This is a genomic window from Streptomyces xanthii, from assembly GCF_014621695.1.
GTDB classification, from domain to species: domain Bacteria; phylum Actinomycetota; class Actinomycetes; order Streptomycetales; family Streptomycetaceae; genus Streptomyces; species Streptomyces xanthii.
On record NZ_CP061281.1, the window covers coordinates 2,885,015 to 2,906,933 of the forward strand.

General features: G+C 72.1%; 23 protein-coding genes. 12 read left to right on the top strand and 11 right to left on the bottom strand.

Translation table 11 applies throughout. The annotated features are described in order from the left end of the window. Window positions 1-65: 65 nt before the first annotated feature. A complete protein-coding gene (locus tag IAG42_RS12915) occupies window positions 66-833 on the top strand; it encodes an MHYT domain-containing protein (RefSeq protein ID WP_188337167.1) in 768 nt (255 codons plus the stop codon). 143 nt (window positions 834-976) lie between these two features. On the opposite strand, the gene IAG42_RS12920 is transcribed toward IAG42_RS12915, so the two are convergent. Together IAG42_RS12920 and mca are read right to left on the bottom strand one after the other, a co-directional pair. Beyond that, on the bottom strand, window positions 977-1,225 hold the full coding sequence (locus IAG42_RS12920) for a hypothetical protein (RefSeq protein ID WP_188337168.1): 249 nt from the start codon (window positions 1,223-1,225) through the stop codon (window positions 977-979). Beyond that, window positions 1,218-2,099: a mycothiol conjugate amidase Mca gene (gene mca, locus IAG42_RS12925; RefSeq protein WP_188337169.1), complete on the bottom strand. Its 882-nt coding sequence runs from the start codon at window positions 2,097-2,099 to the stop codon at window positions 1,218-1,220. Before mca ends, IAG42_RS12920 begins: the two co-directional genes overlap by 8 nt. Before the next feature lie 130 nt (window positions 2,100-2,229). Here mca and IAG42_RS12930 point away from each other — a divergent pair, with 130 nt between their 5' ends. Then, a complete protein-coding gene (locus IAG42_RS12930; protein WP_188337170.1) occupies window positions 2,230-2,631 on the top strand; it encodes a DUF4307 domain-containing protein in 402 nt (133 codons plus the stop codon). A gap of 174 nt (window positions 2,632-2,805) precedes the next feature. Then, window positions 2,806-3,303 carry a transcription elongation factor GreA gene (gene greA, locus IAG42_RS12935; RefSeq protein WP_188337171.1) on the top strand — a complete coding sequence of 166 codons (498 nt, stop codon included), beginning with the start codon at window positions 2,806-2,808 and terminating at the stop codon, window positions 3,301-3,303. Window positions 3,304-3,378: 75 nt separating this feature from the next. Here greA and IAG42_RS12940 read toward each other — a convergent pair whose 3' ends face one another. The 3 genes from IAG42_RS12940 to ilvA form a co-directional block, all read right to left on the bottom strand. Beyond that, the gene (locus IAG42_RS12940) at window positions 3,379-4,242 is read right to left on the bottom strand and encodes an ABC transporter permease (protein WP_188337172.1); all 864 of its coding nucleotides are present in this window, start codon (window positions 4,240-4,242) and stop codon (window positions 3,379-3,381) included. Then, window positions 4,239-5,210 (bottom strand): ATP-binding cassette domain-containing protein, encoded by a 972-nt coding sequence (locus IAG42_RS12945; protein WP_188337173.1) that lies wholly within the window; start codon window positions 5,208-5,210, stop codon window positions 4,239-4,241. Before IAG42_RS12945 ends, IAG42_RS12940 begins: the two co-directional genes overlap by 4 nt. A 212-nt stretch (window positions 5,211-5,422) precedes the next feature. Continuing rightward, window positions 5,423-6,664, bottom strand: coding sequence for a threonine ammonia-lyase (gene ilvA / locus IAG42_RS12950; RefSeq protein WP_188337174.1), 1,242 nt, complete (start codon window positions 6,662-6,664; stop codon window positions 5,423-5,425). A gap of 175 nt (window positions 6,665-6,839) precedes the next feature. Here ilvA and IAG42_RS12955 point away from each other — a divergent pair, with 175 nt between their 5' ends. The 3 genes from IAG42_RS12955 (at window position 6,840) to IAG42_RS37975 (ending at window position 8,185) form a co-directional block, all read left to right on the top strand. Further along, entirely contained in the window at window positions 6,840-7,328 is a 489-nt protein-coding gene (locus tag IAG42_RS12955) for a MarR family winged helix-turn-helix transcriptional regulator (RefSeq protein WP_188341346.1), read from the top strand. 123 nt (window positions 7,329-7,451) lie between these two features. Further along, window positions 7,452-7,934 (top strand): sigma factor-like helix-turn-helix DNA-binding protein, encoded by a 483-nt coding sequence (locus IAG42_RS37970; protein WP_223205963.1) that lies wholly within the window; start codon window positions 7,452-7,454, stop codon window positions 7,932-7,934. Continuing rightward, window positions 7,931-8,185, top strand: a complete 255-nt coding sequence (locus IAG42_RS37975) for a hypothetical protein (protein ID WP_223205964.1) — start codon at window positions 7,931-7,933, stop codon at window positions 8,183-8,185. The genes IAG42_RS37970 and IAG42_RS37975 overlap by 4 nt, the downstream gene beginning before the upstream one ends. 5 nt (window positions 8,186-8,190) lie before the next feature. On the opposite strand, the gene IAG42_RS12965 is transcribed toward IAG42_RS37975, so the two are convergent. Continuing rightward, a complete protein-coding gene (locus tag IAG42_RS12965; protein WP_188337175.1) occupies window positions 8,191-9,363 on the bottom strand; it encodes a cystathionine gamma-synthase in 1,173 nt (390 codons plus the stop codon). 566 nt (window positions 9,364-9,929) lie between these two features. Here IAG42_RS12965 and IAG42_RS12970 point away from each other — a divergent pair. The 3 genes from IAG42_RS12970 (at window position 9,930) to IAG42_RS12980 (ending at window position 14,117) form a co-directional block, all read left to right on the top strand. Continuing rightward, window positions 9,930-11,021: a hypothetical protein gene (locus IAG42_RS12970; protein ID WP_188337176.1), complete on the top strand. Its 1,092-nt coding sequence runs from the start codon at window positions 9,930-9,932 to the stop codon at window positions 11,019-11,021. A gap of 180 nt (window positions 11,022-11,201) precedes the next feature. Next, window positions 11,202-12,788, top strand: coding sequence for a M48 family metallopeptidase (locus IAG42_RS12975; protein ID WP_317453314.1), 1,587 nt, complete (start codon window positions 11,202-11,204; stop codon window positions 12,786-12,788). 219 nt (window positions 12,789-13,007) lie between these two features. After that, entirely contained in the window at window positions 13,008-14,117 is a 1,110-nt protein-coding gene (locus IAG42_RS12980; protein ID WP_188337178.1) for a hypothetical protein, read from the top strand. A 7-nt stretch (window positions 14,118-14,124) separates the two neighbouring features. Here IAG42_RS12980 and IAG42_RS12985 read toward each other — a convergent pair whose 3' ends face one another. Beyond that, a complete protein-coding gene (locus tag IAG42_RS12985) occupies window positions 14,125-14,472 on the bottom strand; it encodes a DUF1330 domain-containing protein (protein WP_188337179.1) in 348 nt (115 codons plus the stop codon). 104 nt (window positions 14,473-14,576) lie between these two features. Then, window positions 14,577-15,620 carry an NAD(P)-dependent alcohol dehydrogenase gene (locus tag IAG42_RS12990; protein ID WP_188337180.1) on the bottom strand — a complete coding sequence of 348 codons (1,044 nt, stop codon included), beginning with the start codon at window positions 15,618-15,620 and terminating at the stop codon, window positions 14,577-14,579. Between the two features lie 118 nt (window positions 15,621-15,738). On the opposite strand from IAG42_RS12990, the gene IAG42_RS12995 reads away from it, so the two are divergent. From IAG42_RS12995 to IAG42_RS13005, 3 genes are all read left to right on the top strand, one after another. Next, window positions 15,739-16,674, top strand: coding sequence for a helix-turn-helix domain-containing protein (locus IAG42_RS12995; RefSeq protein WP_188337181.1), 936 nt, complete (start codon window positions 15,739-15,741; stop codon window positions 16,672-16,674). A 63-nt stretch (window positions 16,675-16,737) separates the two neighbouring features. Next, on the top strand, window positions 16,738-17,397 hold the full coding sequence (locus IAG42_RS13000; protein ID WP_223205965.1) for a TetR/AcrR family transcriptional regulator: 660 nt from the start codon (window positions 16,738-16,740) through the stop codon (window positions 17,395-17,397). 18 nt (window positions 17,398-17,415) lie between these two features. Then, window positions 17,416-17,790 (top strand): VOC family protein, encoded by a 375-nt coding sequence (locus tag IAG42_RS13005; RefSeq protein WP_188337182.1) that lies wholly within the window; start codon window positions 17,416-17,418, stop codon window positions 17,788-17,790. Between the two features lie 10 nt (window positions 17,791-17,800). Here the strand turns inward: IAG42_RS13005 and IAG42_RS13010 are convergent, their stop codons facing one another. The 3 genes from IAG42_RS13010 to IAG42_RS13020 form a co-directional block, all read right to left on the bottom strand. Then, on the bottom strand, window positions 17,801-18,916 hold the full coding sequence (locus tag IAG42_RS13010) for an LCP family protein (protein ID WP_223205966.1): 1,116 nt from the start codon (window positions 18,914-18,916) through the stop codon (window positions 17,801-17,803). A 5-nt stretch (window positions 18,917-18,921) separates the two neighbouring features. Then, on the bottom strand, window positions 18,922-21,027 hold the full coding sequence (locus IAG42_RS13015; protein ID WP_188337184.1) for a bifunctional polysaccharide deacetylase/glycosyltransferase family 2 protein: 2,106 nt from the start codon (window positions 21,025-21,027) through the stop codon (window positions 18,922-18,924). 194 nt (window positions 21,028-21,221) lie between these two features. Beyond that, window positions 21,222-21,905, bottom strand: a complete 684-nt coding sequence (locus IAG42_RS13020; RefSeq protein WP_188337185.1) for an ABC transporter ATP-binding protein — start codon at window positions 21,903-21,905, stop codon at window positions 21,222-21,224. Between the last annotated feature and the right edge of the window lie 14 nt (window positions 21,906-21,919).

Genomic DNA, 21,919 nt, shown 5'->3' on the forward strand with positions numbered 1-21,919 from the left:
TTCTCTCCGTACCCAGTAGTAACCGAACTGGGGCACCCCCCACGGCACCGGAGAGTGAAAAGTACATGCAGGGCACAGTCGACGGCTTCAGCTACGGGCTCATGACGCCCGTGGCGGCCTACCTGATGGCGTGTCTGGGCTCGGCGCTCGGACTGCGCTGCGTCGCCCGGACCGCCGGCCGGCGCGAGGGCCGCCGCACGGGCTGGCTGGCGCTCGGCTCTGCCTGCCTCGGCGTCGGCATCTGGACGATGCACTTCATCGCGATGGTCGGCTTCCAGGTCGAGGAGACCGCCATCACCTACGACATGCCGCTGACCCTGCTCAGCCTCGCCGTCTCGATCCTCGTCGTCGGCATCGGCGTCTTCATCGTCGGCCACCGCGGCACGGCCGCCGTCCCGCTGGTCACGGCCGGCGTCCTGACCGGACTCGGCGTCGCGATGATGCACTACCTGGGCATGGCCGCCATGCGCATGAACGGCGAGATCCGCTACGACACGACGCTCGTGGCGCTGTCCGTCGTGATCGCCGTCGTCGCCGCGACCGCCGCGCTGTGGGCCGCGGTCAGCATCCGCGGCTTCCTGCCCTCGCTCGGCGCCAGCCTCGTCATGGGCCTCGCCATCTCGGGCATGCACTACACGGGCATGGCCGCCGTCAGCGTCCGGCTCCACGACGCCGCCACGCACACGGCGGGCCACGCCGGAAGCTCGTTCCTGCTGCCGATGATCGCCGGCCCGTTCATCTTCCTGGTCCTGTCTGCCGTGGTCGTCATGCTCGACCCCAGCCTGATCCTGGGCGAGGACGACGACTGGTACGCAGAACCCCGCAGGGCTTAGTACCGGCCCCTGAAGATGCCGCCCGAAGGGCGTGCATCTTCAGGGGCGCGGGGCTGTGTCGACATGCGGCTCCGCCGCGGGGCGCGACCAGCCACGACGGCGGGCGAGCCGCCGACGAAACTCACACGGCAGACGAGTGGGCGTCAGCCCCGGTCAGCCACGGTGCCGCCCGCCGCAGAGGCGGCCTCGTCCTCCGAGGGGGCGCCCTTCTCCTTGAAGGAGACCTTCCCCATGTGCCGGTTCATCGACTTCATCAGGCCCCACACGGCCAGCGCCATCACCGCGAAGACGATGAAGCCGAGAACACCCGGAGTCACCTTGTTCTCGTCGACCTCCTTGGCGGCAAGGGGGACGAGATGGGTCATTGCCAGATTCGCGTTCACATCAGGCATTGTGGCGGATGCCCGCGAAGAGGTCGTCCTCGGGGAGGGACGTGGGCACCAGCGACTTCGCCAGCTCGTACTCCTCCGTGGGCCACACGGCCTTCTGGATCTCCATCGGCACCCGGAACCAGCCGCCGTCCGGATCGATCTGCGTGGCGTGCGCGATCAGCGCCTTGTCGCGGACCTCGAAGAAGTCGGCGCACGGAACGTGCGTGGTCAGCGTGCGCTCGACCCGCTCGAACTCGTCCCACCGCTTCAGCCAGTCCGCGTACGGCGACTCGAGACCGCGGTCCAGGAGCGCGTGGTGCAGCGCCTCGGTGCGCGGCCGGTTGAAGCCCTGGTTGTAGTAGAGCTTCATCGCCTGCCACACCGGCCCGTACTCGGACTCGGGGAACTTCTCGGGATCGGCCGCACCCTCGAAGGCCACCATCGTGATCTTGTGGGTCATGATGTGGTCGGGGTGCGGGTACCCGCCGTTCTCGTCGTACGTCGTGATGACCTGGGGACGGAACGAGCGGATCTGCCGGACCAGCTCACCGGCCGCCTTGTCGACGTCCTCCAGGGCGAAGCAGCCCTCGGGCAGCGGCGGCAGCGGGTCGCCCTCGGGCAGGCCCGAGTCGACGAAGCCGAGCCACTCCTGCTGGACGCCGAGGATCTCCCGGGCCTCGTCCATCTCCTTCTTGCGCACCTCGTGGATGTGCTCCTCGATGTACGTGTCGCCCTGGAGCTTGGGGTTGAGGATGGAGCCGCGCTCTCCGCCCGTGCAGGTCACCACGAGCACGTCCACCCCCTCGGACACGTACTTGGCCATGGTGGCCGCGCCCTTCGACGACTCGTCGTCGGGATGGGCGTGTACGGCCATCAGTCGCAGCTGCTCAGTCAAGACAAGATCCTCGTGAGATAGGGCGCCCGGTGTCGTCCGGCGCAATGTGCGGCTTCTATAGTGACCGAACCGGGGGGCGGAAAATTCCGGTGCCCGCGATCGTGACGGGCCACGCGAGAGGATCTGGCCGATGAGCGCCGTGCAGCAGCTGCCCGAGGGGCGGTACGGCTCTTCGCGCGCCGCCGACGCCCGCGCGGACCGGAAGCTGAGGATCGCCGCGATCGTGACCGGCACCCTCTTCGCCGCCCTGATGATCTGGTTCGGCTGGTACTACGTGGTGGGCAACAAGTTCAGCGGCGAGATCATCGCCTTCAAGACCCACAAGTCCTCGGTCGAGGTCCATCTGGAGATCCGTAAGGACTCCGACGCGAGCGGTTACTGCACCGTCCGCTCGCAGAGCGCCGACGGCGCCGAGGTCGGCCGCGCGGACTTCCGCTTCAGCCAGCCGGAGGAGCGCATCGACCAGGTCGTCACCCTGCGCACCTCGGGCCGCGGCACGACCGCGGAGCTGATCGGCTGTCACGCGGACTGACGCACGGTTCACCCTCTCCTGGCGACGCCTGACCTGCGTCGACAGAATTCTGGTGGCTTATGTCCTCCCCCTTTCACCGTTGAATTGTTAGGCTCGTGGTTTCGCCCACCTGGAAGGGAACATCCTTCAGGTAGGGCGATGCTTTGTATTCCCAGTACCTACGAGGAGCACCCTGTGACCCAGACCAGCGAAGACGTCACCTGGCTCACGCAGGAGGCGTACTCCAAGCTCAAGGAAGAGCTGGCGTACCTGTCTGGTCCCGCGCGCGAGGAAGTCACCGCGAAGATCGCGGCCGCGCGCGAGGAGGGCGACCTGCGCGAGAACGGCGGGTACCACGCGGCCAAGGAGGAGCAGGGCAAGCAGGAGCTCCGCATCCGCCAGCTCACCCAGCTTCTCGAGAAGGCCAAGGTCGGCGAGGCGCCGGCCGACGACGGCGTGGTCGAGCCCGGCATGGTCGTCACCATCGCCTTCGACGGCGACGAGGACGACACCGTCACGTTCCTGCTCGCCTCGCGCGAGTACGCGAGCGCGGACATCGAGACGTACTCGCCGCAGTCCCCGCTCGGCACGGGTGTGAACGGCAAGAAGGTCGGCGACGACGCCGAGTACGAGCTGCCGAACGGCAAGATGGCCTCGGTGAAGATCCTCAAGGCGGAGCCCTACTCCGGCTGACGCCTTTCACGACGCCCTGCGAGCGGGCCCCGAGCCAGGACGGCTCGGGGCCCGCTCGCGTCGCAGGGCGTCCCCTCAGGCGGAGCGGCGGTACTTGCGCACCGCGAGGGTGCGGAAGACGACCAGGATCAGCACCGAGTAGATCAGCGAGGCCCAGATCGGGTGCTGCATCGGCCAGGCCTGCGACTGGGACAGACCCGGGTCGCCGAACAGCTGCCGGCAGGCCTGCACGGTCGCGCTGAACGGGTTCCAGTCCGCGATGTGCCGCAGCCAGGGAGTCATCTGGCTGGAGTCCACGAACGCGTTCGACAGGAACGTCACCGGGAACAGCCAGATGATGCCGCCCGAGGTCGCCGCCTCCGGGGTGCGCACGGACAGGCCGATCAGCGCGCCGATCCAGGTGAACGCGTATCCGAGCAGGAGCAGCAGGCCGAAGCCGGCCATGATCTTGCCGAAGTTGGTCGGCTCGGCCGAACCGGGACGCCAGCCCACGAGCAGCGCGACGGCGGCCAGGATCAGCAGGGTGATCGCCGTCTGCGCCAGGTCGGCGACGGTGCGGCCGGTGAGGACGGCGCCGCGGGCCATGGGCAGCGAGCGGAACCGGTCGATCAGGCCCTTCTGCATGTCGTCCGCGATGCCGGCGCTGGAACCGGCCGTGGCGAACGTGACGGTCTGCGCGAAGATGCCGGCCATCAGGAAGTTCTTGTACACCGTGGGGTCGGTGGTGTCGCCGATCTTCATCGAGCCGCCGAAGACGTACGTGAACAGCACGACGAACATCACCGGCTGGATGACCCCGAAGAGAACCATCTCGGGGATCCGGGTCATCCGGATCAGGTTCCGCTTCGCGACGACGAGGGAGTCGCGGACGGCCTGGCCGACGCCGGGAGCGGCGCGCGGCGCCGGAGGCGTGGGGGCGGTCTGGCTGACGGCGGTCATTTCGCGGCCTCCTCGTCCTCGCCCGCCTGCTCGGCCAGGTGGCCGGTGAGCGAGATGAAGACGTCGTCGAGGGTCGGGCGGCGCAGCCCGATGTCGTCGATCTCGATGCCCCGCGCGTCCAGGTCGCGGATCACCTCGGCGAGCAGCTTCGCGCCGCCGGTGACGGGCACCGTCAGCTTGCGGGTGTGCTGCTCGACGGTGGTCTCGCCCTTTCCGTAGGCGGCGAGGACCGCGCGGGCGTCGTCGAGGTGCTCCTGCTCGTGCACGACGACCTCGACGCGCTCCCCGCCGGTCTGCGCCTTGAGCTGGTCGGCGGTGCCGCGCGCGATGACCTTGCCGTGGTCGACGACGCAGATGTCGTGCGCGAGGTGGTCGGCCTCCTCCAGGTACTGGGTGGTGAGCAGCAGGGTCGTGCCGCCCGCCACCAGCTCCTGGATGACCTCCCACAGCTGCTGCCTGTTGCGCGGGTCCAGGCCCGTCGTCGGCTCGTCCATGAACATCACGGGCGGCGACACGACGAGGGCGGCCGCGAGGTCGAGGCGGCGGCGCATGCCGCCGGAGTAGGTCTTGGACGGGCGGTCGGCGGCGTCGGCGAGATGGAAACGCTCCAGGAGCTCGCTCGCGCGGGCCTTCGCCTCCTTGGCCTTCATCTGATAGAGCTGACCGACCATCTGGAGGTTCTCCCGGCCGGTCAGGTACTCGTCGACGGCGGCGAACTGGCCGGACAGGCCGATCGAGCGCCGCACCTCGTTCGGATGCCTGAGCACGTCGATCCCGGCGACGGACATGCGGCCGCTGTCCGGGGTGAGCAGGGTGGTGAGGCAGCGCACGGCGGTGGTCTTCCCCGCGCCGTTCGGCCCGAGCAGGCCCAGGACGGTGCCCTCTGGAACGTCCAGATCGACCCCGTCCAGGGCCCTGACGTCGCCGAAGGTCTTCACCAGACCTTCGGCGTGGATGGCGCCTGGCATGTGGTTCCCCCAACGCGTGAGTGACCAGCTGGTGAGTGCCGGTGAGTGCCGGTGGGTGCCGGTGGGTGCCGGTGGAAAAGTCTAGGTTCGCCCGGGCGGCGTCGCCCGGCGGACCCGTGAGACACCTCACACGCTATCGCGATGTATCGCGTGTCGCCACGGGTTTTCCACAACCGCTGCGGACGGTCACGGCGGGCGTCACGGGCGGGCCGTCAGTCGATGACCGTGTAGCCCGCCTCGCGCAGCGCCGCCGCGACCTCCGTGCAGTGCGCCGGTCCCTTCGTCTCCAGGTGCAGTTCGACCTCGACCTCGGTGAGCCCGAGGCGCGGGTCGGTGCGCACGTGGCTCACGTCCAGCACGTTCGCGTCGACGACGGACAGCACGCCGAGGATCGAGGCGAGCGCGCCGGGACGGTCGTCGAGCCGCAGTCGCAGCGACAGGTAGCGGCCCGCGGCGGCCATGCCGTGGGTGAGGACGCGCTGCATGAGCAGCGGGTCCACGTTGCCGCCCGACAGCAGCGCCACGACCGGGCCCTCGAAGCCGCGCGGGTCGCTCAGGAGCGCCGCGACGGGGCTCGCGCCCGCCGGCTCCACGACCAGCTTGGCCCGCTCCAGGCACAGCAGCAGCGCGCTGGACAGGGCGTCCTCGGACACCGTACGGACGTCGTCGGCGAGGTCGGCGACCAGGCGGAACGGGACGTCGCCGGGGCGGCCCACCTTGATGCCGTCGGCCATCGTCGCGGGATGCGGCACGGAGACGGGGCGCCCGGCCTCCAGCGAGGGCGGGTACGCGGCCGCGCCCGCCGCCTGCACGCCGATGACCTTCACGTCGGGGCGCAGCGCCTTGACCGCGACGGCGATGCCCGCGAGGAGCCCGCCGCCGCCGACCCCGACGAGGATCGTGCGCACCTCGGGGCACTGCTCGAGGATCTCCAGGCCGAGCGTGCCCTGGCCCGCGACGATGTCCGGGTGGTCGAAGGGGTGGATGAACACGGCGCCGGTGCGCTCGGCGTACTCCTGCGCGGCGGCCAGCGTCTCGTCGACGACATGACCGTGCAGCCTCACCTCGGCGCCGTAGTCGCGGGTGGCCGCGACCTTCGGCAGGGGCGCACCGACCGGCATGAACACCGTGGAGCGCACGCCGAGGAGCGCGGAGGCCAGGGCGACACCCTGCGCGTGGTTGCCCGCGCTGGCGGCCACGACCCCGGCCGCGCGCTCCTCGGGCAGCAGTCCGGCGATGCGCACGTAGGCGCCGCGCAGCTTGAAGGAGCCGGTCCGCTGGAGGTTCTCGCACTTCAGGTGGACCGGCGTGCCGGCCAGCTGCGAGAGATGATGGCTGTGCGCCATGGACGTCACCCGAGCCACCCCGCCCAGCATCTTCTGGGCGCCGCGCACGTCGTCGAGCGTGACCGCGGGAAGACGGCGGGGCAAGGAGTCAGACGTGCTGTAGCTCATGACTGAAGTCTCGCAGCTCACGGCGGGCGTGACGCGTCGTGTTCATACCGCGATACCGGATTGAACACGGCTGGTACGGCACGCGCTTTCGCCGCGTACTCTGTGCCCCAATCCTGTGCAATCCCCCACCCACGCATGAAGTGAGCCTCCGGCCATGCCCACACCACAAGAAACGATGGACATGTCGACCGCCGGCGATTCCGGCCTCCTCGAAACCCTGCAGCACGAGGTGGCGGTCTTCGCCCGTCGCGCCGAACAGACCCGGCTGGGCGGGGTCGGGCAGGTGCGCAACTCGATGGACCGAGCCGCGTACCTGCTCCTGAACCGGCTCGACAAGGAAGGCCCGATGGGCGTCAAGGCGCTCGCCGCGAGCATGGGGATCGATTCCTCGACGGTGACCCGTCAGGTGGCCCCGCTGGTCGACACGGGCCTGGTCAAGCGGACCTCGCACCCCGAGGACGGCCGGGCCGTCGTGCTGCAGCTGTCGCCGCGCGGGCTCGCGCGGCTCGACGAAGTGCGCACGTCGCGGCGTGCGTTGATGGCCGAGCTGACGGAGGACTGGGAGCCGCGGGAGCGCGAGCAGTTCTGCGCGCTGCTGACGCGCTTCAACTCGGCGCTGTCCGCCCGCCAGTCGGGTCAGCCGGCGCCCGGCGCCGCTTCCTGAGCCGGTCCCGGGCCGTTCCTGAGCCGGTCCTGAACCGGTCCTGAGGCGCTCCTGGAGAGATCCGGAGCGAAACCGCGGCTCCTGCCTCTTGACCAAGGGGTCGCGGTCGGAATCAGATGAAGCGTGCGCGATCGGCAGGCGTTCAGGAACGCTCGCCGGGCCCGTGAGTTCGAGTCGTTCGTCGCGGGCGCGGCCGGGCGGCTGCTGCATGCCGCGACACTGCTGACCGCCGAGCCCCCGGACGACCATCCCCGGGCGCTGAAGCTGCTCACGGCCGCGCTCGCCCGCACCTACGCCTCCTGGGACCGGCTGCGCGGCGAGGACCCCTACGACTGCGCCCGCAAGGAGCTGGCCGTCCGCTTCGCGCACGGCGCCTGGCACCAGCACCGCGGGCACGGCGGCGCCCTGGCGCACGTACCCCCGCAGGAGCGGCTCGTGCTCGTGCTGCGGCTCTTCGAGGGCGTCGGCGAGGAGCAGGTGGCGGCCCTGCTCGGGCTGCCCGCGGAGCGCGTGCGGTCCCTGCACGCGCGGGCGATGACGCTCGTGCTGCATCCGCCGCGCGGGGCCGCGCCGGCCCCTTCACTGGGAGGGACGGCCTCGGCATGAACCGGTTGCAGCGCAAGGAGGACTCCGTGCGCGCCGTGCTCGACGCGGCGCAGCCGTCCGCCGTGCCCGCCGAGCTGTGCGCGGACGCGATGCGGCGGGGCGGGCGGATGCTGCGGCGGCGGACGGTGGTGCGGCGGCTCATGTGGGTGCTGCTGCTCGCGGCCGCCGTCGCGTTCGTCGTCTGGGCCGTGTCCGCGCACCCGTGGGTGGAGCCGCCGTCCGAGACGACTCCACCGCTGACGGGGCTGTAGGAGGGCTACTTCCCCAGGGCCTGCTGGAGGTCGGCGAGGAGGTCGTCGGCCGACTCGATGCCCACCGAGAGGCGGACCAGGTCGGCGGGGACCTCCAGGGCCGAGCCCGCGGTCGAGGCGTGGGTCATGCGGCCCGGGTGCTCGATCAGGGACTCGACGCCGCCCAGGGACTCGCCGAGCGTGAACAGCCTGGCCCGGTTGCAGACCTCGACGGCCGCCTGCTCGCCGCCCTCCACGCGGAACGAGACCATGCCGCCGAACGCCTTCATCTGCTTCGCGGCGATCTCGTGGCCCGGGTGCTCGGGCAGGCCCGGGTAGAGGACCTGCGTCACGCGCGGGTGGCGGGTGAGCATGTCGGCGACGCGGGTCGCGTTCTCGCTGTGCCGGTCCATGCGGACGGGCAGCGTCTTGATGCCGCGCAGCACCAGCCAGGAGTCGAAGGGGCCGGCGACGGCGCCCATCGCGTTCTGGTGGTAGGCGAGGTCGTCGCCGAGGGCGCTGTCGGCCACGATCAGCGCACCGCCGACCACGTCCGAGTGGCCGCCCATGTACTTCGTCAGGGAGTGCACGACGACGTCCGCGCCGAACGCGAGCGGCTGCTGGAGGTAGGGGCTCGCGAAGGTGTTGTCGACGACGAGCTTGGCGCCCGCCTCGTGGGCCACCTGGGCGACCGCGGCGATGTCGGTGATGCCGAGCAGCGGGTTCGAGGGGGTCTCGACCCAGACGGCCTTGGTCTTCGGGGTGATCGCGGCGCGGACGGCGTCCACGTCGCCGGTGTCCGCGACGGACCACTCCACGCCCCAGCGCGAGACGACCTTGTCGAACAGGCGGAACGTGCCGCCGTACGCGTCGTTCGGGATCACGACGTGGTCGCCGGGGCTGAGCAGGGTGCGCAGGAGGCAGTCCTCGGCGGCGAGCCCCGACGCGAAGGCGAGGCCGCGGCGGCCTCCCTCGATGGCGGCGAGGTTCTCCTCGAGGGCGGTACGGGTCGGGTTGGCGCTGCGGCTGTACTCGTAGCCGCCGCGCAGACCGCCCACGCCGTCCTGCTTGTACGTGGAGACCTGGTAGATCGGGGGGACGACGGCGCCGGTCACGGGGTCTGCCGTGTTGCCGGCGTGGATGGCGGTGGTCTCGAATCCGCGCGGGGCGCTGCCGCTGTGGTTGTGCGTATCGCTCATGAGGCCCGAGCGTAGGCGCTCCGCGCGGTGCGTGGCGGTCTTCCGGCAGTTGCACTCCGCCGGTTCGTCACCGGGGGGTGTCGGGTGGGTAGGCGCCTGCGGCGCGGAGGGGGTCGGGGGTGCGGGCACGGGTGCCCGCCGCCCTGGGCTGTCACGCGGTGCCTGCGGGCCCGCCCCGGCGCGGGGCGCGTCCTGCGTACGGATAGGGTGCCCGCCGCCTTGAGCGGTCCCGCGGCCCCGGGTACGTGTTTCGACGGGGCTCGGCCGTAGGGGCCGAGGCCCCTCGCCGAGTGCAGCGCCATCGTGGCTGGTCGCGCCCACGCGGCGGAGCCGCATGTCGACACAGCCCCGCGCCCCTGACGGGGCGCTCCTGGCCCCCCCACACGCCATCGTCGGGCTCAGCCGTAGGAGCCGAAGACCATCGCCGGGGCGCCGTCGTGACTGGTCGCGCCCACGCGGCGGAGCCGCATGTCGACACAGCCCCGCGCCCCTCATGGGGCGCTCCTTCCCTGTTCCCCTGACAGGGCGATCCTGGCCAGTGAGCGGGGGCGGGTTAGCTTGTAGGTATGGGAATTCTCTGGGTGCTCATGGCCGTGCTGATGATCGCCTGGGTCGTGATGCTGCGGCGGCGGGGCGGGGTGCGGCTGGTGTCGCCGGGGTCGCCGGACGCCGCCGATCCGGCGGACTACGGCTTCGTGCGGCAGGAAGAGCTGGACGTACGGCTGCCGGGGCCGGACCAGGACCTGCTCGACGTGATGAGCGTCGTGCAGCGCAACCAGGACTTCACCGCGGCCGCGCAGCTCCTCGCCGGTACGGGCAAGGAGACCGAGGCCCGCTGGGAGCGGGTGCAGGCGATCGCGGGCGCGGCCGCGCTGGAGGCGCAGCAGACGCCGCGGCTCGGCGCGGGCTGGCTGCAGGCGTGGCGGGCGCAGAAGCCGAAGGACGCGGGCGGCGCGCAGGTGTTCGCGGAGTTCCTGGTGCAGCAGGCGTGGCGCGGCGGCGGTACGCCCGACGAGCAGCGAATCGTGCTGGAGGAGGCGCGGGCCGCGTGCGAGCAGGCCGCGCTCCTGGCCCCCGGCGACCCGGTCCCACACATCACGCACCTCGCGGTGGCCCGCGGCCTCGGCTACTCCCGGCAGGAGTTCGAGCAGCTGTGGCTGAAGATCCTGGACACGGCGCCGGGGCACATGGGCGCGCACCTGGCGGGCCTGCGGTACTGGACGGAGAAGTGGCACGGCTCGCGCGAGGAGGCGTTCGCGTTCGCCGAGGCCGCCGCGGCGCGCGCCCCGCGCGGTTCGCTGCTCGCGGCGCTGCCGCTGTTCGCGCTGTACGAGCACCTGCCCGAGATCACGATGGTGCGGAACTTCTACGAGAGCGAGGTCGTGACGAAGGCGCTGCACGGCGCCATGTTCGCGGTCTCGCAGGCCCGCGCGGACGACCCGATGCTCGCGCACGTGCGGCATCTGCTGGTGTTCTTCCTGGTCCGCATGGAGCACTGGGGCGAGGCGATGGAGCAGCTGCTGCGGGTCGACGGGCACGTGGGCGCGATCCCGTGGACGACGGAGCCCGATCCGGCGGCCTCGTACGCGGTGTACCGGGCGCTGGCGGTGGCCGGTTACGAGGCGAACGGCGGCAGCCCGGCGACGCTCCCGCACTGACCGGCACCGATGTTCCTCCCGCTCCACCGGCCCGCGGCGCAATCCTGTTGATCAGGGTGCCGCGGGCTGTGTCATACTCCCGTTCCCCCCACTCACGCACCATTCACATCACCAGTCCCACCTGGTGTTTTCTCGTCTTCCCGTGGGGGGAACCGCCCGATGGGCTCAACTCTGCGTGCCGTGCGCGCCCTTGTCCTGCTGCTCGGCTTCTATCTCGTCGGCCTCGTACTGCTCGGCGCGCTCGGCGCCCTGGACTGGTGGATCATCGGCGGCGGGCACGGCGGCGCGGCGCTGAAGATCGTCGTGGTGAGCGTGATCGTGGCGATCCCGATCGTGCAGGGCATGTTCGCGGTGCGCAGCCCGCGCTTCGAACCGCCCGCCGACGGACTGCGCGTCGACGAGCACCAGGAACCGCGCCTGTGGGCGACGGTGCGGCGGCTCGCCGAGGAGACCGGCACCCGCGCCCCCGGCGAGATCTACCTCGTGCCGCGCGTGAACGCGGCGGTGTACGAGGAGTCGCGGCTGCTCGGGCTGTTCCCGGGCCGGCGCGTCCTGCTGATCGGCGCCCCGCTGCTCACCGGTCTCGACGAGGCCCAGCTCATCGGCGTGCTGGCCCACGAGTTCGGCCACTACTCGCACTCCGACACCCGGCTCGGCGCGATCAGCCGGCGCGGCTTCGAGCAGATCTCCCGGACCGTCGGCACGCTCCTGGAGCGCTCCGCCGCGAAGCAGGCCGGTGAGCGCGAGAAGGCCGAGGCCAAGGAGGCGAAGCGGGTCGCGAAGGGCAAGAAGGCGCGGGAGGTGAGCGCCGGTTCGGCGGGCATCACCTTCCGTCTCGCCGCGCGGCCCTTCATCTGGTACGGGCAGTTCTACGTGCGGGTGATGCGCGGCACGATGCGGCGTCAGGAGTACGCCGCCGACCTGGCCGCCGCCCGGATCGCGGGCCGGGACGCGACGGCTTCGGCGCTGCGCGAGATCCCGGTCCTGGACTCGGCGTTCGACTTCTACATGGACGCGTACGCGACGCTCGGCGCACAGGCGGGGCTGCTGCCGCCGCACGGCGAGGTCTACGGCGGCCTGGGCCGTCTGCTCGACGCCCGATCCGGCGAACTCGACGTACTCCGCGGCGAGTTGCCGGACGAGGAGCCGTCCCCGTACGACACCCATCCGCCGATCGCGGACCGCGTGGCCCGCATCGAGGCCCTGCCCGACGACGGGCGCCGCGCGCACACGGCGGGCCCGGCGCTGGGTCTGCTGGCGGACCCGGCGGCCGCGTTCGCCGCGCTGGAACAGGCGTCGCTGACCCCGCGGGCGCTCGGTCTGCGCCGGGCCGAGGACTGGCCGCACCTCGTGCACGAGGCGATGGCGTCGTACACCGACGCCTCGGCGGAGCCGCTGCGCCAGGCCGTGCGCGAGGCGACCGGCGGCGACGGCTCCCTCGCGTCCGTGCTCGCGGCGATCGAGGCGGGCGCCCTGTGGCAGCTCGCGGAGCGTCTGCCCAAGTCGCAGGAGGCGGCGTCGGCGACGGGCCGCGCGGCCCGCGAGTTCGCCCGCCCCCGCCTGCACGCGATGCTCCGCGACCTGCTCGTCACGGAGCTGATCGCCTCCGGCGCGGCCCGGTTCGAACTGTCCTGGACCGGCCCGGCGACGCTTCACCTCCCGGAGGGGCAGGGGGCTCGGCTGCAGCCCGCGCTGGAGGCGGCAGTGGCGGACGTCCCGAACACGTCGGGTGTACGGGACCTCTTGGCCACGCAGGCGACCGTGTAGCGGGTGCGGGTCCGGTGGGGGCTGGTCGCGCAGTTCCCCGCGCCCCTGAGATGCGCACTTCGTGCGCGATCTCATCGGGCGCCTGCCCGTCGGGGAAATGCGGCGCGTAGCGCCATGCATTTCAGGGGCGCGGGGAACTGCGCGACCAGCCACGACGAAACCCGCGCCCGACGAACAAAGCGCACCACCCCACCCCCCATCTCGAGAAAGCCCTGGAACGTGGACCGTCTCTTCCTGATCGTCGGCGCCATCGCCGCCGTCGTCTTCGTCATCCGCTGGATCACGATCCAGCGCAACCACGACCGCGGCGTCGGCCGCATCCCCGACGCCGAGATCACGGCCGCGGCCACCGCCCTGGGCCTGATCCCGGTCGCGGAGATCGACGCCGAGTCGGCCATGGCCCCGGACCCGACCGCCGAGGCCGTCAAGGCGGCGATCAAGGACGGGAGTTGGGAGGAGGGCGCCCGGTACCTCGCCGCCGCGGGACGCGACTGGCAGGAGCGGGACCGGCGGTCGTCGATGCTGGCCGACGAGGCCGTGAAAGACGACGGGTGGCTGCTGGCGTGGCGGACGGCCAGGCCGGGTGACGCGGACGCCGCGCTCGTGCACGCGCGGTCGCTGGTCTATCTGGCCTGGGAGATCCGGGGCAGCAAACTGGCGCGGAACACGACGCGGGAGCAGTTCGAGGGCTTCCACCGGGTGCTCGGCCAGGCCCGGGAGGCGTTCGCGGCCGCGCAGGCGGACGCGGGCGACGACCCGTGCCCGTACATCGCGGAGCTTCCGCTGGCCATGGGCCTCGGCTACGCGAACGAGCGGTTCGAGGCGCTGTGGGCCGAGGTCGAGAAGCGGGACCCGCACCACCTCGCGGCGCACCGCGCGGCGCTTCAGTACTGGTGCGCCAAGTGGCAGGGCTCGCACGAGCTCGCCGAGGAGTTCGGCCGGGCCGCGGCCGCCAAGGGCGAACCCGGGCAGCTGCTGTCGGCGGTCGTGCTGGACGCGTACTTCGAGTACGAGATCGCACACGGGGACCTCGCCCCGGGGACGTACTACAGCCGCCCCGAGATCGTCGCGGCGACCGACGCCGCGCTCGCCGACATCGCGGCCGCCCACGCGGCGGACCCGCACGACCGCCGCGTGCCGCCGGTCCGGCACCTCGTCGGCAGCTTCCTGTACTGGCAGAACCGGTACGCGGAGGCGCTGGAGCAGTTCCGCGCCGCCGACGGCTACGCGGGCACGCCGCCCTGGTCGTACCACGCGGACCCGGCCCGCGAGTACGTCAAGGTCCGCGACTACTGCGCGGCCCAGGTGCGGCGCGCCGCCACCGGCTGAGCCGCGCTCACGCGGCGGCCGCCGCCCGCATCTCCCCCGCGGTGCGCACCGCGTCGTAGCCGGCCGGGACGCCCTCGACGATGACGAGCTCGCCGGGGATGTGGGCGGTGCGCAGCGGGAGGATCTCCTGGTAGGCGGGGGACGCGTACCAGGCCTGGGCGCGCTCCAGGTCCGGGAACTCGACGATGACGACGTCCCCGAGCCGCTCCCCCTCCTTCCACTCCCCGGTCCTGCCGTGGGAGAGGAAGCGGCCGCCGTAGGGCTCGAAAGTGGACTGGACGCGCTCGATGTACTCCAGGACCTCGGGGTGCACCGGGGGCGTGGGGCGCAGTACGGCGATGGCGTAGGCGGTCATGGGTGAGCCCTCCTCGGGTCCGGCGGATCGCTTCTCGGTGGGTACGGGAACGATCCTGCCGGGGCCCGGGGAGGGCGTCGATTACCTCAGAGGTCGTACGGCCGTCAGATCGTGGCCGCGTCGATCACGAAGCGGTAGCGCACGTCCGAGTTCAGGACCCGCTCGTACGCCTCGTTGACCTGGCTCGCCTCGATGAGCTCGATCTCGGCGCCCAGGCCGTGCTCGGCGCAGAAGTCGAGCATCTCCTGGGTCTCGGCGATGCCGCCGATCATCGAACCGGCGAGGATCTTGTCGCCGCCGATGAGGGAGAAGAGGTTGAGCGCGATCGGCTCCTCGGGGGCGCCGACGTTCACGAGCGCGCCGCCCGTGCGCAGCAGGCTCAGGTACGCGCCGAAGTCCAGCGGGGCCGAGACGGTGGACAGGACGACGTCGAAGGTGCCGGCGAGGTCCTTGAAGGTCTGCGCGTCGCTCGTGGCGTAGTAGTGGTCGGCGCCGAGCTTCAGCCCGTCGTCCTTCTTGCGCAGCGACTGCGACAGGACGGTGACCTCCGCGCCGAGCGCGTGGGCGATCTTGACGGCCATGTGGCCGAGGCCGCCGAGGCCGATCACGGCGACCTTCTTGCCGGGGGCGGCGCCCCAGCGCTTGAGCGGGGCGTACGTGGTGATGCCGGCGCAGAGCAGCGGCGCGGCCACGTCGAGGGAGAGCCCGTCGGGGATCTTGACGGTGAAGGCCTGGTCGACGACGACCTTCTGCGAGTAGCCGCCGTAGGTGGGCTCGCCGTCCCTGCCGACGGCGTTGTACGTGCCGACGTTCCCGCGCACGCAGTGCTGCTCCTGCCCGGCCAGGCAGTTCTCGCACTCACGGCAGGAGTCGACCATGCAGCCGACGCCGACGCGGTCGCCGACCTTGAACTTCGTGACGCCGGGGCCGACCTGCTCGACGACACCGGCGATCTCGTGTCCGGGAACCATCGGGAAGATGGCCTCGCCCCAGCCCTCGCGGGCCTGGTGGATGTCGGAGTGGCAGATGCCGGCGAACTTGATGTCGATCAGGACGTCGAACTCGCCGACCGCGCGCCGCTCGATGGTGGTGCGCTCCAGGGGAGCCTTGGCGCTGGGCGCCGCGTATGCGGCAACAGTCGTGGTCATGGTGTCCAGCGTGCCGGTTCGCGGGACGTTCGCCCAGGTCACCGCTTTGCGTACGACCAGTGGTCCTACTACTGGCGGGGACAGGCTCGTGGTCGTAGGACCGGGAATACTGGACGATATGGACGACACCCCCGGGCCCGCCCACGAGCCCACGCCCGAGCCCGGAGCCCGCCGCGACGGTCTGGACCGCAGGGCCGAGCTGAGCGAGTTCCTGCGCAGCCGGCGGGCCCGCCTGCAGCCCGAGGACGTGGGGCTCGCCGCGCACGGACGGCACCGCCGGGTGCCGGGGCTGCGCCGCGAGGAGCTGGCGCAGCTGGCCGGGGTCTCGGTGGCGTACTACACGCGTCTGGAGCAGGGGAACGGGCGCAACGTGTCGGCGGAGGTGCTGGACGCGATCGCGCGCGCCCTGCGCCTGTCGGACGCCGAGCACGCGCACCTGATGGACCTCGCGCAGGCGAAGCAGCAGCGCCGCCGGTACCGGCCGCCGCGGCGGCAGCAGATCCGTCCGGCGCTGCGGCACATGCTGGACGCGATGGAGGGCGTACCGGCGTACGTCGGCGGCGCCCGCTCGGAGATCCTCGCCTGGAACCGGACGGCGGCGGCCCTGTTCGGCGACTGGGGCGCTCTGCCGCCGGCGGAGCGGAACTGGGCGCGGCTCACCTTCCTGGCACCCGACTACCGCGAGCTGTTCGTGGACTGGGATTCCAAGGCCTCCGACATGGTCAGCTATCTGCGCCTGTACGCGGGCCGCCACCCGGAGGACCCGGAGCTGTCGGCGCTGGTCGGTGAACTCTCCGTCAAGAGCGAGGAGTTCCGCCGCCTGTGGGCGACGCACGACGTGAAGGAGAAGGGCCACGGCGTGAAGCGCATGCACCACCCTCTGGTCGGCGACCTCTCGCTCTCCTACGAGACCCTGCACCTCCCCGACGACGAGGGTCAGTTCCTCTCGGTCTACTACGCCGAACCGGGCTCCCCGTCGGCGGAGGCCCTCCGCCTCCTGACCAGCTGGGGCACGGACCCGGCGTCCCCGTCCCCGGAGACGCGGCGGGCCTGAGGGAGCTCCTCCAGCAGCAGTCCCCCCTTGACGGAGTGAGTACTCACTCCGTACCTTCGCGGCATGCCCGCACCCACCAGGAAGCGCGCTCCCGGCATGAGCCCGGACGAGCGCCGCCGCATGATCGTCGCGGCCGCGCTGCCGCTCGTCGCCGAGCAGGGCGCCGCCGTCACCACCGCGCGGATCGCGCGCGCCGCGGGGATCGGCGAGGCCACGGTCTTCCGCGTGTTCAAGGACAAGGACGAGGTCCTCGACGCGGTCGTCGCCGAGGCCGCCGGGCCCGAGCACGTGCGCCGGGAGCTGGCCTCGATCGACCTGGAGCAGCCCCTCACCGGCCGGCTCACCGAGGCCGCCGAGGCGCTGCGCGCCCATCTGGAGCGGATGGGCGCGGTCGTCGGCGCGCTCCACGCCTCGGGCCGGCGGCGCGGCAGGACCGACGGCGAGCGTCCCACCGAGGACGGCCGCCAGGCCTCCCTGCGGATCGTCCGCGAGGCCCTGACCGAGCTGATCGAGCCGGACCGCGAGCGGCTGCGGCTGCCTCCGGAGAAGCTGGCCGCGCTCTTCCTCGGCACGCTCTTCACCCGCCCCGCAACGCCCGGCGACGGCGACGGTCCGGCGGCCGCCGAACTCGTCGACGTCCTGCTGCACGGAGCACTCGCCTCCGTCGAGCACGGACCGCGCACGCCCACCGCGCACGGATCACCCACCCGCACGGAACACTGACCCCACCGGGAGTCCCGCATGACCGTGAGCCTCAACCACACCATCGTCCCGGCCGTCGACCGCACCGAGGCGGCCCGCTTCTTCGCCACGGTGATGGGCCTGGAGGCCCTGCCCCCGGCCGGCCACGACGGCCACTTCGCGCCCGTGCGGGTCAACGACTCGCTCACCCTCGACTTCATGACCGTCGAGCACCCCGAGGGCCACCACCTCGCCTTCGACGTGGACCCCGCCACCTTCGACGCGATCCTGGCCCGCGTCCGGGACCTCGGCGTCCCGTACGGCAACTCCCCGCGCGACCCGGCCAACGGCCGCACCGACCACCCGCTGTGCCCGCGCGGCCTGTTCTTCACCGACGCCGCGCGCAACCTCTACGAGGTCATGTCGCCCGCGTAGGAGCGGCGATCTACCGGTCCCCCACCGTCACCGGCCGGTCCGCCCGCAGCCGGGCGAAGAGGTGGGCGGACTTCTGGCGGTCCCAGAGGACGGCGCTGCCCTTGGACGTGGGGTAGCCGACCGTGGCGACGGGCACGCCCTGCTGTGTGCCGCTGCCCGAGGAGACCTTGCGCAGGGCTTCGAAGAGGCGGGTCAGCTGGGGGATGCCGGTGGACTTGTCGACGATCAGGGTGTCCAGGCCCGCGCCCGCCGTGCCGAACAGCGCGGACGGGTCGAGCAGGACGTCGCGCGAGGCGGCCTTCTCGGCGAGGGCCGACAGGAACTTCTGCTGGTTGCGGGAGCGGCCGAGGTCGCCCGCCTTCTCCTGGTGCCGCTGGCGGACGAAGCCGAGGGCCTCGCGGCCGTCCAGGGTGTGGCAGCCCTCGGTCAGGTCCAGCCCGGACTTGTCGTCCACGATGTGCCGGTCGACGCACATGCGGACGCCGCCGACCGCGTCGACGATGCCCACGAACCCGGCGAAGCCGATCTCCGTGTAGTGGCCGATGCGCAGCCCGGTGTTCGACTCGACCGTGCGGACCAGCAGTTCGGGCCCGCCGAGCGAGAACGCCGCGTTGAGCTTGTTCTTCTCCGGCTTGTGGTGGACGCCCGTGGCCGGGTCCACGTACGCGGGGATCGTGACCCAGGAGTCGCGGGGCAGGCTCGTCAGGCTGGCGCCGTGGGCCCCGGTGTGCAGCACCATCATCGAGTCGGTGCGACGGCCCTCCGCACCGGCCGAGGAGCCCGTGTGCAGCTTCCTGGCCTGCTGTTCGCTGAGGCCCTCGCGGCTGTCGGAGCCCACGATCAGGTAGTTGGTGCCCTTGCCGGGCGCGGGCCGGTCGGGCAGCGCGGCCAGGTCGACGTCGCCGGCGAGCCGGGAGTCCGCCCAGACGTAGGTGCCGGCGCCGCCGAGCACGGCGAGCAGGACGAGGAGGCTCAGGGCCCGCAGGACGCGGCGGGCGCGGGAGCGGCGGGGCCTGGGGACGCGCTCGCTGCGCCGCCGGCTGCCGCGCGGCGGCCCGGGAGCGGCGGGCCCGGGCGGCGACTGCGCCGGGGCCAGGCCCGTGGAGTGCAGGGAGACGGGATGCACGGGGGTCACCTCGCGGCCGGCAGGCGCGGCTCGTCCGCCGCCCCGCCGAGATGCTGGGCCGCCGCGGCGGCCGTTCCGGAACGGTGCATGCGCTGCCACTTGAGGCGGCTGCCGCCCACGAACGCGACCACCGACTGGATGACCACCAGGTACATCAACTGCCGGTAGACGAACAGCTGGAAGGGCAGCGCCCACAGCGTGCGCCGGCGCTCCCCGTCGAGCTTGAGGGCGTACGCGGCCACGGCGGTCTGCAGGGCGAGGAAGCCCAGCCAGGCCGCCACGGACGTCACCGGGGTGCCGGTGAACAGCGCGCTGTAGAGCATGAAGACGTCGATGACCGGGGCGAGCAGCGGCAGCAGGACCTGGAAGAGCAGCAGGTACGACAGGCCGCGGCGGCCGAAGCGACCCGCGGGTCCGACCTCGATCACGGCGCGGCGGTGCTTCCACATCGCCTGGAGGGTGCCGTAGCACCAGCGGTAGCGCTGGCGCCACAACTGCCGCAGCGACGTGGGGACCTCGGTCCAGGCGACGGCCGTCTCCTCGTAGACGACGCGCCAGCCCGCCCGCCACAGCGCCATGGTGAGGTCGGTGTCCTCGGCGAGGGTGTCCTCGCTGAGGCCGCCGACGCCCATGAGCGCGTCGAGACGGAAGGCGCCGATCGCGCCGGGCACCGTCGTCATGCACTCCAGGACCTCGAACATCCGCCGGTCCAGGTTGAACCCGAAGACGTACTCCAGGTGCTGCCAGCGGCCCAGCAGACGCTTGCGGTTGCCGACCTTGGTGTTGCCGCTGACCGCGCCGACCGCCGGGTGCGCGAGCGGCTGCACGAGGCGCTGGATCGCGTCCGGCTCGAAGACGGTGTCGGCGTCGACCATGACGACGTAGGGGCAACGGGCGTACGTGAGGCCGTGGTTGAGGGCGGCGGCCTTGCCCGCGTTCGGCTGGCACACCACCTGGACGCGGGAGTCGCGGCGGGCGTACTCCCGCGCGATCTCCACGGTGCGGTCGCCGGAGCCGTCGTCGACGACGACGATCTGCAGCCGCTGGTGGGTGGAGGCGAGCAGCGAGCGCAGGGTGGCGGCGATGCCCGCCTCCTCGTTGTACGCGGGCACGATCACGGTGACCGGGTCGCGGATCTCGCGCAGCCAGGGCGCCCCGGGCCGGTACCGCTCCAGGCGGCGCACGTGCGCGCGGGCGAACAGGACGAGGAAGAGGAGGCGCAGCACCCCGAGGGCCGCGGCGGCGGTGAGCACCCAGGTGAGCGCGGAGACGAAGCTGCGGCCGAGCGACTGGAAGTGGATCAGGGCCGTGCCGAGCCAGCGTTCGGGTGCGCTGACCGGTTCCGTCGCGGGCGCCGTGGTGTCGACGCCCTCGGTGACGGTGGTGAAGCGGCGCGCGTGCGGGTCGGCGAGAAGCCGCTCGGTCTCGCGGAGGGCGAGGGAGGTCTGGCTGAACTGGCGGACCAGGCCGTCGGCGGGCTCGCGGCCGGGCTTGTCGGCGGCGACCAGGAGGTAGCCGTCGGCGGACGCGGCGCGCGCGGCGGGCCACTCTCCGCCGCACAGGGTGGCGACGGTGGTGGTCAGCGGCATCCGCAGCAGGGTGCTGCGGAATCCGTCGGCGCCCGCGAACGCGCCCTGGGTGAGCCGGAGCTCGAGCGCGGTGCGGGCGGCGGACGCGGTGCCGAGGTCGGCCCCGGTGTAGGTGTGGGAGCCGACCTCGTGACCCTCGGCGCGGATCCGCCGGACCAGCGCGGGGTACTGCGCGGCCTTGGCGCCGTCGAGGAAGAACGTGGCGTGCGCGTGGTGGCGCCGCAGCAGGTCGAGCAGGCGCGGGGTCCAGGTCGGGTCGGGTCCGCCGTCGTAGGTGAGGGCGACGGTGCCCGGCGGCATCGAGGCGGAGCGCACCCGGCCGCCGTCGACGCTCAGGACGGGGCCCGCGTCGGCGGCGGCCCGGGGCACGGGCGCGGTGCAGGGTTCCTTGGCCGCGGCGCCGTCGACCTCGTTCTGCGTCCAGCCCTGGAAGAGCAGGGCGCCGAAGAGGACCGGCAGGGTGAGGCCGATGAGCAGCCAGTGCGCCCTCGGGTCCCTCACTTGTTTGTGCCGTGCCGCCATCAGGCGAGGGCGTCGAGGTTGCCGTCCGGTGGCCGGGTTCGCCACCCGTTCTCCATGTTCCAGTCACACATGGGAGGCGAGTGTATTGATGTGACCTTCGCTTAATTGGGGCATTGGGGAAACATCCGGGACCGATGAGACGCGTGACAAACGGCACACTTGCTGCTCCGCGTACAACCTTTCACGGGGTTCCGTCACGGGGTCGCGTTCTCGGTGACCGTGATCCTCCCCTTGCGGATCGTCACCAGACGCGGGGCCTTCTTCGCGAGGGCCGTGTCGTGGGTGACCATGACGAACGTGAGCCCGTGCTCCTTCCAGCGGTCCTCCAGCACGTCCATGACCTCGTCGCGCATGGACTCGTCGAGGTTGCCGGTGGGCTCGTCGGCGAGGAGGACCTTGGGGTTCTTCACGAGGGCGCGGGCGATGGCGACGCGCTGCTGCTGGCCGCCGGACATCTCCGACGGCAGGTGGCCGAGGCGCTCGCCGAGGCCCACCGAGCGCAGCGCCTCGGCGGCCCGCTCGCGGCGGTCGGCGGCCCGCAGGCCGAGCGGGACGAGGGCCGTCTCGACGTTCTCCTGCGCGGTGAGCGTCGGGATGAGGTTGAAGGACTGGAAGACGAAGCCGATGGACTCGGCGCGGACCTTGGTGAGCCGGGCCTCGGGCAGCTTCGCCAGGTCGGTGCCGTCGAGTTCGACGCTGCCCGCGGTGGGCCGGTCGAGGCCGCCGAGCATCTGGAGCAGGGTCGACTTGCCGCCGCCGGTGGGGCCCTGGATGACGAGCCGGTCGCCGTCGCCGATGGTCAGGTCGACGCCGGCCAGCGCCTCCACGGTGTCCTTGCCGCGCCGGTACTGCTTGGTGACGCCTCTGAGCTGATACATGCGGGAACTCCCGT